The sequence below is a fragment of the Burkholderia sp. FW306-1C-G01B genome (assembly GCF_058781685.1).
Map to the genome: position 1 here is coordinate 16,841 of NZ_JBYSWZ010000027.1, position 14,814 is coordinate 31,654.

A 14,814-nucleotide genomic window follows, 5' to 3' on the forward strand; every position below is an offset into this window, starting at 1 on the left:
ATCAGCGTGCATCGATGATGTGTTCCTGCGCGCGCTCGGCGAGCCACTCCTCGCGCAGCAGGCGACGCACCTCCGACGCGACGTCGGCGTCGAGCGCGGCCGGGTGTTTCGCGGTCACCGAGAAGATCTCGAAGAACGCGCCGTCGGGCGCCGCGAACGGCCCGAGCAGGTCGCCCACCCGCGCGTTGAACACCTTGGCCTCGATATCCGTCTTCAGCGAGCCGCGCAGCACCTTGCCGATCACGCCGCCACGCTCGCTCGTGTCGGCGATCGAATGCTCGCGCGCCATGTCGCCGAAGCAGCCCGGGTCGTCCTCCAGGAGCGCCATCATTTCGCGTGCCTTGCCTTCCGAATCCAGCACGATGTGACTGACCTCGATGCTGTCGAACTTCGGCGAATTGAGCTTGAAGTACGCTTCGACGGCCGCATCGCTGCACACCGTGTCGAGCGTCTTTTCCTGGTACAGCGTGTCGGTGATGAATCGCTCGAACTCGTCGAGACTGACGCCGAACACGTCCAGGTAGCGGTTCATGTCCGCGGCGCGATGCAGGCCGCGCACGCGGCGAAACTGGTCGGCACGCTCCTGGATTTCCGCCGGCGTCACCTGCATGCCCATCTTGCGCGCCGCGATCACCGTCAGCCGGTCGCGAACCTGCTGCTCGACGAGGCCCTCGAACTGCCCGGTGAGCTTCAGCACGCGGATGAAATCGTCGGTGCCGATCACCTCGTCGTCGATACGCACTATTGCCGTCATTTCGTTCCCCTTGATCCTGTACGCGGCGATCGCCCTGATTCGCCGCCGGTGCCTCGCATCACCGCCTGCCCCGCTCCACGACGCCGTGGCAGTCTCCCTCAACCCGCGATCTGCCTGAACGGGTCCAGCGCGAACCCGATCAGGCGGCGCTCGCGCACCACGATTTCCGCCGTGGCCGTCATCCCGTAGCGCAGCGGGTAGGTCGTGCCGGCAATCGTGTACGCGTTGCGCACCAGCGCCACGCGGCCTTCGTAGACGGGTTCCTTCGTCTGCGCCTGCGGCTTGGTCGCCGGCGAGATGTATTCCAGCGTGCCGTCGATCACGCCATAGCGCTGATACGGAAACGCATTGAACTTGAGCTTCACGGGCAAGCCCTCATGCAGGAACGCGCGGTCCTGCTCCGCGATCGCGACCTTCACCACCGGCCGCGCATCGGACGGCGCGATGCTGCCGAGCGGGGTGTTGGCGAGTATCTTGTCGCCGGGCTGCGTCGTGGTCACGTCGGTGATCACGCCGGAGACGGGCGCCAGCACGAGCAGGAAATTGTCCTTGTCGATGTTCTCGAAGCGGATCCGCGCGGCGGCATCCGCGGCGAGGCGCGCCGTCTGCACCTGCAGTCGCAGCTTCTCTTCGGTGTTCGCGATGTCGCGCACGGTCGCGTCGTACTGGATGCGCAGCCCGGTCAGCGTCTCGCCGCTACCCTCGAGTTGCGCCTTCGCCTGCGCGAACTCGTGGCTCTGCTGCGCCTCGAGCTGCGAGAGCCGCGCCTGCGCGACGCGGTAGCTGTCCTGGGCCTGCAGGTACGCGCTGCGCTTCTGTTCCACCTGGCTCTGCGACACGCCGCCGCCGCCCGGCAGTGCGAACAGGCGCGCGTACTTGTCCTGTTCGTCCTTCGCGAGATCGAGTGCGTGGCGCGCATTGTCGATATTGCTGCGCGCTTCGTCGATCTGCGCGCGCTGCGATTGCGCGAGCTTGCTGGTGCCTTCGGCAATGCGGTTCTGGTGCAGGTGCTCTTCGACCTCGATCTGTTGCTTCAGTGCGTCGGCCTTGCGCTCCATCAGCTGCTTCTTGTCCGGGAACTGCTTCCATTCGCGCTCCGCGTCGTCGAGCTTGAGGCGTGCATCGAGCGCGTTGGTCACCGCCTCGATCGCGCCGCGCGCGTTGATCCGGCCGATGACGTCGTTCTTTTCGACCGGCTGACCTTCCGCGATATAGATGTCCACCAGTTCGCCGTCGACGGGCGCGTAGATGCGGCGCACCTCGGACTCCGGCGCAAGCGCGCCCTGCGCGGTCACGATCACATCGGCGCGGCCGGCGAACGACCACAGCAGTGCACACACGACGAGCCCGACCATCGCGATGATGGTCGCCTGCGTGAGCCGCCATGGCCGCGCCGTCAGGATCGCGATGCCTTCGACGCTGTGATCCTCCAGCGCCTCGCCCAGCGAGCGCGGCGGCTCCGGCGGCGTTGCCTGCCGCGCGCGCTTAAGGAGACTGTCGAGCTTCACCGCGCCCTCCCGAAGAAGCGAGCCGTTCCAGCGTCGGGACATGTGCGGCGAATTGCGGCGTCGCGAAGCGGAACTGCTTGAGGCGATCCAGTACGGCCGGCCCGTGCCCGGCCCGCGCGTCGCTCTCGAACTGCAGGTACTGCTGCAGATCGGCACGCACGGCGTCGAGGCCGCCGAGGCGCGGATAGCGCTGCTCGTCATCGGCGAGCAGCGCCGGGAGCGCGTCGAGCCGGTCGTCGTCGAGCGCCGACGCGATCGCGCGCTGCAACCGCTCGAGCGCGGCCACATAGACGGAGTTGTCGCTCTGCAGCTTGCGCAACTGGCTGAGCGCGTCGGCATACAGCGCGCCGAACGCGGGAACGTATGACGAAATCCGGTCGAGCAGCCGCTGATGCGCGCCCGGGTCGTCGTTCCAGCGGCCGGTCAATGCCTTGATCGGCGCTTCGTCGCGGTAGATGCGGATCGGCGCTTCCGCCCCGCCGCGACCGGCAACGAACGCCTGCAGCTCGCCGATCCACGCCACTTCGTCGACGAGCGGCTGTGCGTCGGCGTTATGACGGGCAAGCGCGCGCATCTCCTGCACGACGGCGCGGGCGCGGTCGAACGCGCGCGCGTTCATTGCGGCGATCCAGTCCGGTACTTTCGACCGAACGAGTGCCTCGGTACCGAGCGCGAGGAACGCCGGGTCGTCCGGATGGCTCGCGAGATGGCGGTCGGCGAGTTGCGCCGCCTGCGCGGTGTCGCCGCGCGCCAGCAACGCATGCATCTCGCGCAGCGGCGCATCGCGGAAATACAGTGTCGCGAACAGCAGGACGACCGCCGCGAGCAACCCGCCGCTCCACCAGCCGAGCCGGCGCAGGTTGACGCGCCCGCTACCGCCGAACGCCTCGCTCAGCTCCGACAGGAAGACTTCGACCCTGCCGCGCCGGTGGCGCGCGTCATGCGCGGTTTCGGCTGCGCCATGCGCGGCGTGCGGGTTGACCTCGTCGTCCTGCTGAACGGCCGGCACCGTGCAGAAGATGTCGAGGAACGAATGCGCGGTATCGACGAAGGTCGTACGGTCGGGGTCTGCGGCGACCGCATTCGCGGCAGCGCCGGGCGCTGACGTGCCCGTCACGGTCGAGTCCGGCCCCGGCTCGCGCTGCACCGCGACGCGATAGACGAAATGATCGCCGCCGAACGCGAGCATCGCGCCGTCGCCGAGCGGCGCCGCATGCTCATCGAGGCGCCGGCCGTCGACGAACGTGCCGTTCGTGCTGCCGAGGTCTTCCACGAAGACGTCGCCGTCCTGCACGTAGATGTGCGCATGACGTCGCGACAGATAGTTGACCTGATGCGGATACGCGTTACGGTAGCAGGCGAACGTGTCGTCGGTCTTGCTCACGAGGAACGGGAAGGCGGTAATGATGACCGGTTGCAGGCCGAGATCGCCGCGCTCCGGCGACAGCGTGACGACGGCCGGCCGCGCCGGCTGATGCGTCGCGCGCGGCACGAACGCGACGCGATACGCCAGCGCGCCGGCGAAGCGCAGTTCGTCGCCGTCGCGCAGCAGGTGCGGCTTGTCGCCGACATCGACACCGTTGACGGCCGTACCGTTCTTGCTGCCGAGATCGGCGACATAGGCCGCGCCGCCTTCAAAGAAAATGCGCGCATGCCGGCGCGACAGGTCGGCCACCAGTTCGGGCCGCGCGGACGCGAACGGCGTGTTGGTCCGCCCGACTGCGAACAGCGCCTTGTCGATCCGGATCTCGCTCAGCTCCGGATGGGAAACCGGCTTGAGCACGATGTCGAACTGCCGGGCGAGCGCGGCTTGTTTCTCGGCAATCGAAGCGGCGTCTGGAACCATGATTCGGCCAACGATCGACATGCGCCCGCCAATGGGCATGCGGCGCAGGAAACGCGACGCGCTTTCGAACCACCCGTGTGAAGCCGCGCCGCCAAGGCACGCGGCGACACGATCGTGAAAAAAGTTTAGGCGACGGATTGCGGTAGTCAATCGGCTGGCACCGATTGCGCGGCTGCGCAGGGCTGGCGTGTTCATTGCATCGCTTGCCGGACCGGCTCGCTGCTTGCATTCGAGATTTCGACCGCGCGCCAGCCGCCGCCGATTGCCTTGTAGAGCGTGACCGTGTCGCTCAGAATCTGCTGATGATTCGCGAGCAGCGCGAGTTCTGCGGATGCCACCGCGCGTTCCGATTCGAGCACCTCGAGCTGCGACACGAGCCCTTCCTTGAGCTGCGCCTCCACCTGCGCGGCGACGGTGCGCAGACGCGCACTCTGCTGCTGCAACTGCACGCGCTGCTGCTTGTGCGCGTCGAGATCGACGAGCGCGTTTTCCACTTCCTTGAACGCGGTGAACACGGTCTGCCGGTACTGCTGCTCGGCCACCCGGGTCTGCGCCTCGGTCGTCTTGATGTGCGCGTGCACGCTCGGGTCGAACATCGGCAGGTTGATGCTAGGCAGGAAGCTGAACGTGAAGGCCTTGAAGAGATCCGACAGCGCGAACGCCGCTGTGCCGCCGCGCCCCGTCAGGCTGATCGACGGCAATTGCGCCAGCTTCGCCGCACCCACTTCGTCATACGATTCGAGCACGCGATACTGCGCGGCCACGACATCCGGCCGGCGCGCGAGCAGTTGCGCGGGCAGTCCCATCGGCACATCCGGCAGCTTGACGCGCTGCCGGAGATGGCCGGCAGGCATCCTGAACTCGCCGGCCGGGACGCCCAGCAGCGTCGCGAGCGCGTTCTCGGCCGTGTCGCGCGATCGATGCAGTTCGATCAGCTGGTTCGCCAGGCCGTTGATCTCCGCGCTCTGCCGCAGCACTTCCGTCTGCGGCGCGACGCCGTTCGCAAACATCGACTGGTAGATCGCGAGGATCTGGCGGTTCTTGTCGAGCGTGCGCTGTTCCTGCTCGATCTGGTCGTCGAACCGGAGGATCTCGAAATAGGTGCTCGACACGTCGGCGACGAGCGTCAGGTAGCCCGCGCGCCAGTCGGCCTCGGTCGCATGATATTCGGCCTTCTGCGCCTGCACGCCTTTCTCGACCTTGCCCCAGATGTCGATCTCCCAGTTCACCTGGCTGCCGAGGTTGTAGGTCCTCGACGGCGCTTGATGCGTGTTCTTCTCGAAGTCCATGCCCGCGCCGAGATCGACACTCGGCAGCGCGCCCGCCTGGACTTCGCCGACCTGTGCGCCGGCCACACCGATGCGCGCCGCCAGCACCTTGATGTCGACGTTGCCCGCGATGGCCTTGTCGATGAGCGCGTCGAGCGTCGGATCGTCGAAGCGCTTCCACCATTCGGCATTGACCGCGTCCGATGCGGATACCGGCCCGTGCGCGTGCGCCCAGGTGGTCTTTGCCGGCATCTCCGGGCGCTGGTAGACGGGCATGTTCAGGTCCATGCAGCCAGACAGCAACGCCGCGCATGCGCCGGCGCAACCGGCGATGCGGGCCAGCGACCGCGTGAGACCGCGGCGGTTGCGCGTGGCAGTCGGCGACAGGTGGATGTTCACGATCGGCTCCTTGGGAGGAACGCGGCGACGATGCGGGATCGGGTGGATGTGTTGGTGTTGATGCCGCTGCGTGGCACGCTCGCGTCTCATACCGCATGGGGCGTGCCAGCCGTGCGCAGGATCAGCGGAAATCTCGCCGGGTGGCTTGTCGGCGCGGGTTCGAGCGACGAAGACGGGGGTGCCGGCGATCGGTGCGCGACACCCGGCTCAAGGAAGCATGGCGGGTCGCCGCCGACAGTTCCGGCCCATGATGTCGGGAATGCACAGACACGTGTGCTCGCGCGATGGGCGGCAGCGTTGCCCAGCGTTGCCGTCTGGAGCGCGCCCGCTCGCGCACGCGCACGCCACGCGTCCGTGGCTCGGTGCGCGCGACGTCACTTCACGTTGATCGTGATTTTCTTCGAGTAGATGGGGGGATTTTGCGGCACGTGGTTGGCGTCGCCCATCAGGAGTTGCAGCGTGTGCTTGCCCGGAGGAAGCTCCAGCGTGGTTTCGGTTTCGCCCGCGCCGAAATGCAGGTGATTCCGGTCGGACGGAATCGGCTGGTCCATCGGCGGCAGGTCCGTATCGACCAGCAGGTGATGGTGGCCCGTGTTCGGAAACGGCACATGCGACGGCGCGACACCCATGTCGCGCAAGCCGAACCACACCCGGAACGGACGTCCCGCCGGCAGAACCTGGCCATCGTTGGGCCATCCGATGTAGACGATGGCCTTCGGGGGATGCGTGCTGGTCTCCGCGGTCGTCGACCCTGTCCATAGCAGCGTCAAGGCAACGGCGAAGAGGATGAGCTTGTTCATGGCGGCAATTCCCGGTTCGTGCGGCAGGCGCGGCATGGCGCGCTACTTGACCGTGATCGTGATCTTCTTCGAGTACACCGGCGGATCGTGCGGCACGTGGTCGTGGTCGCCCATCAGCAACTGCAGCGTGTGCTTGCCGGGAGGAAGCTCGATGCGCGCCTCGGTTTGACCGGCACCGTAATGGAGATGATTCCGGTCCGACGGTATCGGCTGGTCCAGCGGCGGGAGATCGGTATCGATGAGCAGATGATGATGGCCCACGTTGGGCCGCTCGATGCCTTTCGGGCAGATGCCCATGTTGCGCAGGCCCATGCGCACCCAGAACTTGCCGCCCGTGATCGTCGCACCGTCCGACGGCCAGATGATGTATACCTCGGCGCCGGGCGGCGAAGACGTACGCCCGGCGGCAAACGCGATCCTCGGCGCCAGGACGGTGGCGGCCAAAGCCAACAACGTAGCCCTTCTTCGCATCGTATTGCTCCTCGCGTTGGTGGCGGCGCGCGGCGTCGGACAGTGGAGCGTGTCTAACAGCTTAGGACGTAATCGACAGGAAGACACATAACGATGTCCCGGGGGAATGGGCCGACCGCGATGCGTGTCCGCGTATGCCTGTTTTTTGCAAAACACGCGGGTGGATCCGGAGATCGCCGCCGAGCGCACGTGCTATCTTGAATGTGTCCTGCCAGTGCCCGCCGCACGTCGGCATTGCGCTCGCCGCGACAGGACACCCGGCAACGGCTGCGCTCCGCCTTCGGCACCTCGTCCGACGGCGCACCCTGGGGGGCCGAATATGTGGCGAATACTCTTGCCCGCATGCCTGTTTGCGTCGATCTCGGTGGCCTCGGGCCCCTGCTCCGGCGAGGACATGCATCCTTTTGCAGGACCGCCGGCAGCTTCCGCGCGTGCACCGTCAATTGAACCGCATCGCGTCGCGCTCGTGATCGGCAACGGCGCATATCGCGACCACCCGCTCCCCAATCCCGTCCGCGATGCCGATGCGATGGGCGATGCGCTGCAGGCGCTCGGCTTCGATGTCATCACGTTGCGCAACGCGACCCGGCAGCAAATGCTCGACGGGCTTGCCACCTTCGAGCGCCGCATCGCGGCCAGCGGCACCGGGCTGGTCTATTTCGCGGGCCACGGCGCCAGCGCGGGCGGAACGACCTGGCTCGCGCCGGTCGACGCCGACGTCGGTTCTCCGGCCGGCCTGTCGCGAACGGGTATCGACCTGCAGACCGTGTTCGATGCGACGTCGCGGCCGCACGGCGACCGCTTTGATCTGATCATTCTGGATTCCTGCCTGATCGCGCCTCCCGGTGCCGGCAACGTATCGGCCCGAAAGCCACCGCCGCATACGCTCGTCGCCTATGCGGCAGCGCCTGGCGAAGGCGCCGCCGACGGTGCAACGCATGGTGTCTATACGGCGGCGCTGTTGCAGGCGCTCGCGATGCCGGGACTCGGTATCGAACAGGTCCTTGACCGTGCCGGCGCGATGGTTGCGAGCGCCACCGGGCATCGGCAGATGCCCTGGATCGCGTCTTCCCTTTCCGATGGGGCAGCGACGTTTGCGTTCACCGGGTCGCGTCGTGCAGGAACCGGCGTGGTGCATGCCGGCGGCGGTACGGCGCAACGATCCGACGTGTTGGCCGACGTCGGCGTCGTCACGCCCGATAGCCGGGGCGTGATGCCCAAGGACAGCGCCGAACAGTACGAAATTGCGTTCTGGGAGTCGATCAAGGACAGCAAGGAGGCCGGCGATTACGAGGCCTATCTGAAGACTTACCCGAACGGCCGCTTCGCGCAATTGGCGCAGGCCCGTCTCGCACGACTGCGCGCGGCCGCGCCCAAGGTGCCCGCGGCGTCCGCGCCCGCACGGACGGCGAGCCCCACGCCGGCCCCCGCCCCCGTTCCGGCGCCGGCATCGACGGCGGCGCAACCTGCGCACACGCCTGGATCACCGCCGAAGGCACCGCCTCCCGCTGCGGTGGCGAATCCATCGGCACCACCGCAGAAAGGTGGCGCGGCGGCCGCCAATGAAATCCGGGATTGCCCTGCATGCCCCGTGATGCTGGCGGTCGGTCCAGGGACGTTCGCAATGGGTAGCAATTCTGGCGATCCGTCGGAAAAACCTGCGCATCGCGTGACGCTCGATCATTCCTTCGCAATGGCGAAGTATGTGGTGACGGTCGCGCAATGGAACGCGTGCCGTGATGCGGGCGCCTGTCCGCGCCTGCCCAGCGAAAGCAATACGGTAGCGAACGCGCCTGCGCGCGACCTGAGTTGGGACGATGCGCAACAGTACGTGAAATGGCTGTCGAAAATAAGCGGCAAGCCTTACCGACTGCCGACCGAGGCCGAATGGGAATTCGCGGCGCGCGGCGGCACCGCAACGCGCTATTGGTGGGGCAACGAGATGCGCACGGGCAACGCGAACTGCAAGGACTGCGGTCCACCGTGGCGTGCCGATGCACCGGATAACGTCGGCACGTTCGCGGCCAATCCGCTCGGCTTCTACGACATGGCCGGTGGCGTGTGGGAATGGGTCAGCGATTGCTGGCACACCTCGTACAAGAATGCACCTGCCGACGGCCGCTCGTGGGACGAGCCGAATTGCCAGGTACGCGTCATACGCGGCGGCTCGTGGCGTGATGGTGCGGCCTACATGCCGGTCTCGACACGCTTCAAATACGACAGCAGCGTACGTTTTTCGGCGAACGGGTTTCGCGTGGCCCGGGACGTGAAGTAGGTCGATATTTGGCCGCCCTCCCGCCTGGAACCTATGCCGTGCCCTACGCTTCAACATGTGATCGCGGGCTTCGACCCCACCACATATCGCTCCGTCCCCATGGCCTGGTGCATGCGCCAGCAGCTCATGCCCGAGCCGCAGCCCATTTCCTGCGGAAGCATTTCCCAGGGAATACCGGATTGCAGCACGAACAGGATGCCGGTCAGCACGGCGCGATCGTCCAGCGGCTTGCGGCCCGGGTATCGCGTACGGCGTGGCTTCGGTGGAGGCAGCAGCGATTGGATCAGCGACCACAGTTCGTCATCGAGTATCGGTTTGGCCATGGCCTCCGCGTTAGCGAAACAACGAAGAGGTTAACAAAACGCGCGACGGGTTAACAGCCCCCAAACACTCATTTTGTTAGAGTTTTTAACTCGGATTGATGGGGCGGCAATCGTGCGTCGAAATTCGTTATGGCCGCACCAGCCCGCGCATGTGCTTGCGTGTCAATTTGCCAGGCGCAGACCTTCGATACTGCGTAATGCTTAAAACGCGGAAAAAAACGCAACAAAACCAACCTTAATTTAGGTGTGAAATCAGGGGACGACATTTTCGACTACGCGCGTCCCCTTTTCCTACGACATACATCCACGCGGCCTCATGTTTAACTCATGCCAAACCGGATCGGGCGTATTCCGAATCCGAGCGGCGCGCATCTTGAATGTTCACGAAGCGGCTCAATGCTTCCATGACTTCCGGTGTGCTTCACGCACTGCCTTTGTACCGCGATGACGAACCGGCTATCGGCGTGTGAACCGCGGCGCACCCGGCTGTCGCGCCCGTTTCTCTCCCAGTGAAGATTGCCGATGCATCGCCATGGCAATCATGACCGGAACTTTAATGGTGAAAAACGCCGAACACGTGAATTTCCGCAGCGCGATCTCCTGTGCGCCAGTAGCAAGCGAGCTGATCGAGTACCCGCTCGCATGCGTCTGATCTGTTTCCCCTATGCGGGCGGCTCGGCCGCCGTTTATCGTGGTCTGCAAGCCTTGTTGCCCGGCATCGAAGTGCGCCGTCATGAACTTGCAGGCCGAGGCAGCCGCCTGTCCGAGCCTGCCGTACGAGACATGTCGACGCTGATCGACGCGTTGCTGCTCGACTTGGACAACTGCTTCGATCGTCCCTTCGCGCTGCTCGGACACAGCATGGGCGCGGCTATTGCCGTCGAACTGGCGCTGCGGCTTCCCGCCCAGGCGCAACCGAACCTGCGGCATCTGTTCGTGAGCGGGCGCGCCGCACCGGGCAAGGAGCGGCCTGTTCGACGCATGCAGGCGCTGGACGACCGCGCCTTCCTCGATGCACTGCACGAGATGGGCGGCACGCCGAAGCCGGTGCTGGACAACAGCGAACTGATGGCGCTGCTGATGCCGGCGCTGCGTGCGGATTTCACGATGATCGAAAACTACCGGCCCGTGCCCGGGCGCAGGCTGGCGGTGGACATCACCGCATTCGCGGGCCGCGCAGACGAACAGGTCCCCGTTGATTCCGTTGCAGGCTGGGGCGCCGAGACGACCGGGCAGTTCGATTTTCACGTCATCGAAGGAGATCATTTCTTTATGAGAAGCGAAATGCGGGCGATGGCCGGCATCATCGCGGCGCGCCTGCGGCGCGCGGAACACGTTGCGTTGAGCGCACTGCAGGCATGACGGGCCGATCCTCGCGATCGGCGTGCCGGCCGGTGCCGTGTCGAATGAAGAGGCTCGCGCGCCCTATCGGCTTCCATGCCGGAGCCGCGGGCCGGTCAAGCATGCCTGGAGGCCGCGCGTCGCTTCCTTGCGCGCGATACTTGGAGTGCAATTGTGCAACGTAATCGAAAGCGAATCCTCGTAACAGGTGGCGCGGGTTTCCTCGGTTCGCATCTTTGCGAGCGTCTGGTCGAACTCGGTCACGACGTATTGTGCGTCGACAACTATTTCACCGGCACGAAGCAGAACGTGGCTGCGCTGCTCGGCAACCCGAGCTTCGAGGCGCTGCGCCACGACGTGACCTTTCCGTTGTACGTGGAGGTGGACGAGATTTACAACCTCGCCTGTCCGGCTTCGCCAATCCACTATCAATTCGATCCCGTGCAGACCACCAAGACCAGTGTGATGGGCGCGATCAACATGCTGGGGCTCGCCAAGCGCACGCACGCACGCGTTCTGCAAACGTCGACAAGCGAAGTGTACGGCGACCCCGATGTGCATCCGCAACCGGAGAGTTACCGGGGCAACGTCAACCCGCTCGGGCCGCGCGCCTGCTACGACGAAGGAAAACGTTGCGCGGAGACCCTGTTCTTCGATTATCACCGCCAGCAAAACGTGCGAATCAAGGTGGTACGCATCTTCAACACGTACGGGCCGCGCATGCATCCCAATGACGGCCGCGTGGTTTCCAACTTCGTCGTGCAGGCGCTGCGCGGCGAGGACATCACGCTGTATGGCGACGGCAGCCAGACCCGGGCGTTCTGCTATGTCGACGATATGGTCGACGGTTTGATCCGGATGATGGCCACGCCCGCGGACCTCACCGGCCCGATCAATCTCGGCAATCCGCACGAGATCGCGGTCAGCGAACTTGCGCAGATCATTTTGCGCCTGACCGGCTCGAAGTCGCGGCTCGTATTCCGTCCGCTGCCGACGGATGATCCGACACAACGTTGCCCCGATATCGGCCTCGCACGCGCCCACCTCGACTGGGAGCCGACGGTCGGGCTCGAAGCGGGGCTCCGGCGGACCATCGACTATTTTCGCGCGACCATGCCGGCTTGACGCCGCGTCCGGAAACCACGCTTCGACGATCGGGATGCGATGGCATGACGTAGTGACGTTGCATCGCCCGTGTCCCATTTTTACGTGACAGACGCGATATGGACTACATGCTCCAATCAGGCCGTACCGTTACGCCATTGGCCAGGATGAAGCGATGCCAGTGTCCATCAATCCGCCTCGCAAGCCGGATCTCCGCGCATGGAAAAACTTGAGTATCTGAAGCATGTCGAATCGAAGGCGCGAACCTACGCGACATCTTTCCCACGGCTGTTCACCCATGCCAAAGGCATACGCTTACGCGACTCCGAGGGGCAGGAATACATCGACTGTCTGTCAAATGCAGGTACGCTCGCGCTCGGACATAATCACCCGGAAGTCAATGAAGCCGTCATGCGGTTTCTGTCGTCCGATCAAATGCAACAGGCACTCGACCTGGCGACGCCGGCAAAGCACGCGTTCGTCGAGCAGCTTTTCTCGCTCTTGCCCAACAATATCGCCGAATCCGGCAAGATCCAGTTTTGCAGTCCCAGTGGGGCGGATGGCGTCGAAGCGGCTATCAAGCTGACCAGGCACCATACGGGCCGCTCGACGATCATGGCGTTCCACGGCGCCTACCACGGCATGACGGCCGGCGCACTCGCCGTGTCGGGAAATCTCACGCCGAAATCGGCCGGCGGCAATGGACGCGACGTTCATTTCCTGCCTTATCCCTATGCTTTTCGCTGCCCGTTCGGCACCGATGGCTCGGCGACCGATCAACTCAGCATCAACTATATTCGGACCGTCCTGTCCGATCCCGAGAGCGGGATAACGAAACCGGCGGCAATCATTGTCGAAGTCGTGCAAGGCGAAGGGGGTTGCATCCCCGCTTCCGACGCCTGGTTGATCGAGTTGCGCAACCTGACGCTGCGGCATGAAATCCCGTTGATCGTCGATGAAGTGCAGACCGGACTCGGTCGAACCGGCGCGCTGTTCGCGATCGAACATTCCGGCATCCAGCCGGACGTACTGGTGTTGTCGAAGGCATTCGGCGGCGGCTATCCATTATCGGTGGTGGTCTATGACAAGCGCCTCGACACCTGGCCGCCCGGCGCGCACGCCGGCACCTTTCGAGGCAACCAGATTGCGATGGTGGCCGGCTTGTCGACCATGCGCATCGTCGAACGAGACGGTCTGTCGGCGCACGCTGACAGAGTCGGAAAACTACTGGTTGCCGGCCTCGAAGCGGTTGCCGAACGCTTCCCCTGTCTGGGCCAGATACGCGGCCGCGGCCTGATGATCGGCGTTGAAGTCGTCATACCCGGCCCACATGGCCAAACCGGCCCGACCCATGCGGAACGGGCAAAAGCCATCAAGCTGAACTGCCTGCGAAACGGACTCGTCATCGAAACCGGCGGCCGCAACGGCGCGGTACTCAGGTTCCTGCCGCCGCTGATCGTTTCGGAAGCGGATATCCACGAGATTCTCAATCGCTTCGAGCATGCGGTGGAAACCGCCTGCCGTGCATAGCCGACCGCGGCGCGACCATGCAGACCGACCGGTTCGGGTTTCGCCGTGATCCACGTTCGGAAAAGGACTATTGACCATGCTGGGCATGACGGAACGCAAGCTGCTTGCCGACGGGAGTTCTCCGTGGCTGCTGGAGCCTGCGTCGAACGGGCGCGATATCGTGCTGGCGGTGAACGACAACCGGGTGGCGCTGGAATCCCGGCTTCTCGAACATGGCGCGCTCCTGTTTCGTGGCTTCGACGTGTCATCCGTGGGCAGCTTCGAAGCGTTTGCTGACGCGATTTCGGCCCATAAGTCCGACTACGTCTATCGTTCCACTCCGCGCACCTCGATCGGCAATGGCATATTCACCGCAACCGAGTATCCGCCGAGCGAGACAATCGCACTTCATTGCGAAAACGCGTATCAACGAAGCTGGCCGCTGAGCGTGGCATTCTGTTGCCTTACTCCGGCCGCGACCGGCGGCGAAACGCCGATTGCCGACATGCGCGAGGTGAGCCGCAGGATCGGACCGCGCATCCTGGAGAACTTCGAGGCGAAACAGGTCCGCTATGTCAGGCACTACCGGCGGCACGTCGACATTCCGTGGGAAACCGTCTTTCAGACCTCCGACCGCAGCCAGGTTGCGGCCTTCTGCGCAGACAACGGCATCGAGCTCGAATGGCTCGACGACGACACGTTACGCACCGCACAGATCAGCCAGGGTGTGGCTTACCATCCGGTCACCCGCGACAGGGTGTTCTTCAATCAGGCACATCTGTTCCATATCTCGAACCTGGAAGCATCGCTCGCCAGTTCGATCGTCAGCCTGTTCGGCAATGACCGAATTCCGCGCAACGCTTTCTATGGCGACGGGAGTCCATTCGATCTCGCCGACATCGAGCAGATCCGCAACGCATTCCGCGAATGCGCCATCACGTTTCCATGGCAACGAGGCGACGTCCTGCTGGTCGACAACATGCGCTTCGCGCATGGCCGCAACCCATTCGAAGGCGAGCGCAAGGTCGTCGTGTCATTGCTGGACCCGTACTCCCCCGACAGCGAAGAAATGGCCGACCGTTAGCCAGCGCGAGCGTACGAATTAATAAAAATCCATATTGATCAAGTGCGCGAAACGCCATGTCCATGGATTACGGGGCAGACGTCGGATTAGAGCGATGCTCTAATTTCAATACCATCCAATTCAACAAGCAAG

12 protein-coding genes and 2 pseudogenes are annotated in these 14,814 nt (G+C 64.6%); 7 read left to right on the forward strand and 7 right to left on the reverse strand.

Annotated elements, in window-relative coordinates; all coding sequences use genetic code 11:
• Position 1: 1 nt before the first annotated feature.
• From AC3WLY_RS34625 to AC3WLY_RS34645, 5 genes are all read right to left on the reverse strand, one after another.
• Positions 2-754, reverse strand: coding sequence for a peptidylprolyl isomerase (locus AC3WLY_RS34625; protein WP_124629213.1), 753 nt, complete (start codon positions 752-754; stop codon positions 2-4).
• A 98-nt stretch (positions 755-852) separates the two neighbouring features.
• Positions 853-2,262, reverse strand: a complete 1,410-nt coding sequence (locus tag AC3WLY_RS34630) for an HlyD family secretion protein (RefSeq protein ID WP_492310708.1) — start codon at positions 2,260-2,262, stop codon at positions 853-855.
• Positions 2,240-4,108, reverse strand: coding sequence for an FHA domain-containing protein (locus AC3WLY_RS34635; RefSeq protein ID WP_492310707.1), 1,869 nt, complete (start codon positions 4,106-4,108; stop codon positions 2,240-2,242). The genes AC3WLY_RS34630 and AC3WLY_RS34635 overlap by 23 nt, the downstream gene beginning before the upstream one ends.
• A 191-nt stretch (positions 4,109-4,299) precedes the next feature.
• Positions 4,300-5,865, reverse strand: coding sequence for an efflux transporter outer membrane subunit (locus AC3WLY_RS34640; protein WP_425131104.1), 1,566 nt, complete (start codon positions 5,863-5,865; stop codon positions 4,300-4,302).
• Positions 5,866-6,149: 284 nt separating this feature from the next.
• Positions 6,150-6,413, reverse strand: a complete 264-nt coding sequence (locus AC3WLY_RS34645; protein ID WP_492310711.1) for a DUF4399 domain-containing protein — start codon at positions 6,411-6,413, stop codon at positions 6,150-6,152.
• Here AC3WLY_RS34645 and AC3WLY_RS34650 point away from each other — a divergent pair.
• Positions 6,297-6,536, forward strand: coding sequence for a hypothetical protein (locus AC3WLY_RS34650; protein WP_492310710.1), 240 nt, complete (start codon positions 6,297-6,299; stop codon positions 6,534-6,536). The genes AC3WLY_RS34645 and AC3WLY_RS34650 overlap by 117 nt on opposite strands.
• A gap of 81 nt (positions 6,537-6,617) precedes the next feature.
• On the opposite strand, the gene AC3WLY_RS34655 is transcribed toward AC3WLY_RS34650, so the two are convergent.
• Positions 6,618-7,046: a DUF4399 domain-containing protein gene (locus AC3WLY_RS34655; protein ID WP_175962949.1), complete on the reverse strand. Its 429-nt coding sequence runs from the start codon at positions 7,044-7,046 to the stop codon at positions 6,618-6,620.
• 394 nt (positions 7,047-7,440) lie between these two features.
• On the opposite strand from AC3WLY_RS34655, the pseudogene AC3WLY_RS34660 reads away from it, so the two are divergent.
• Both AC3WLY_RS34660 and AC3WLY_RS34665 read left to right on the forward strand, forming a co-directional pair.
• Positions 7,441-8,064 (forward strand): annotated as a pseudogene (locus AC3WLY_RS34660) (caspase family protein); the annotation flags it as partial.
• A gap of 33 nt (positions 8,065-8,097) precedes the next feature.
• Positions 8,098-9,321, forward strand: coding sequence for a formylglycine-generating enzyme family protein (locus AC3WLY_RS34665; RefSeq protein WP_492332756.1), 1,224 nt, complete (start codon positions 8,098-8,100; stop codon positions 9,319-9,321).
• Positions 9,322-9,434: 113 nt separating this feature from the next.
• On the opposite strand, the pseudogene AC3WLY_RS34670 reads toward AC3WLY_RS34665, so the two are convergent.
• Positions 9,435-9,644, reverse strand: a pseudogene (locus AC3WLY_RS34670) (transposase); the annotation flags it as partial.
• Between the two features lie 642 nt (positions 9,645-10,286).
• Here AC3WLY_RS34670 and AC3WLY_RS34675 point away from each other — a divergent pair.
• The 4 genes from AC3WLY_RS34675 (at position 10,287) to AC3WLY_RS34690 (ending at position 14,682) form a co-directional block, all read left to right on the forward strand.
• Positions 10,287-11,006, forward strand: coding sequence for a thioesterase II family protein (locus tag AC3WLY_RS34675; RefSeq protein ID WP_492310706.1), 720 nt, complete (start codon positions 10,287-10,289; stop codon positions 11,004-11,006).
• Positions 11,007-11,159: 153 nt separating this feature from the next.
• Positions 11,160-12,110 carry a UDP-glucuronic acid decarboxylase family protein gene (locus AC3WLY_RS34680; RefSeq protein ID WP_175962951.1) on the forward strand — a complete coding sequence of 317 codons (951 nt, stop codon included), beginning with the start codon at positions 11,160-11,162 and terminating at the stop codon, positions 12,108-12,110.
• Between the two features lie 198 nt (positions 12,111-12,308).
• On the forward strand, positions 12,309-13,619 hold the full coding sequence (locus tag AC3WLY_RS34685) for a diaminobutyrate--2-oxoglutarate transaminase family protein (protein ID WP_175962952.1): 1,311 nt from the start codon (positions 12,309-12,311) through the stop codon (positions 13,617-13,619).
• A gap of 76 nt (positions 13,620-13,695) precedes the next feature.
• The gene (locus tag AC3WLY_RS34690; RefSeq protein ID WP_492310705.1) at positions 13,696-14,682 is read left to right on the forward strand and encodes a TauD/TfdA family dioxygenase; all 987 of its coding nucleotides are present in this window, start codon (positions 13,696-13,698) and stop codon (positions 14,680-14,682) included.
• The last annotated feature ends 132 nt before the right edge of the window (positions 14,683-14,814 follow it).

Excerpts from the sequence above, each read along its gene's own strand:
- AC3WLY_RS34625 (WP_124629213.1), bottom strand. The coding sequence starts at position 754 with ATGACGGCAATAGTGCGTATCGACGACGAGGTGATCGGCACCGACGAT.
- AC3WLY_RS34635 (WP_492310707.1), bottom strand. The coding sequence starts at position 4,108 with ATGGTTCCAGACGCCGCTTCGATTGCCGAGAAACAAGCCGCGCTCGCC.
- AC3WLY_RS34640 (WP_425131104.1), bottom strand. The coding sequence starts at position 5,865 with ATGAGACGCGAGCGTGCCACGCAGCGGCATCAACACCAACACATCCAC.
- AC3WLY_RS34655 (WP_175962949.1), bottom strand. The coding sequence starts at position 7,046 with ATGCGAAGAAGGGCTACGTTGTTGGCTTTGGCCGCCACCGTCCTGGCG.
- AC3WLY_RS34665 (WP_492332756.1), top strand. The coding sequence starts at position 8,098 with ATGCCCTGGATCGCGTCTTCCCTTTCCGATGGGGCAGCGACGTTTGCG.
- AC3WLY_RS34675 (WP_492310706.1), top strand. The coding sequence starts at position 10,287 with ATGCGTCTGATCTGTTTCCCCTATGCGGGCGGCTCGGCCGCCGTTTAT.
- AC3WLY_RS34685 (WP_175962952.1), top strand. The coding sequence starts at position 12,309 with ATGGAAAAACTTGAGTATCTGAAGCATGTCGAATCGAAGGCGCGAACC.
- AC3WLY_RS34690 (WP_492310705.1), top strand. The coding sequence starts at position 13,696 with ATGCTGGGCATGACGGAACGCAAGCTGCTTGCCGACGGGAGTTCTCCG.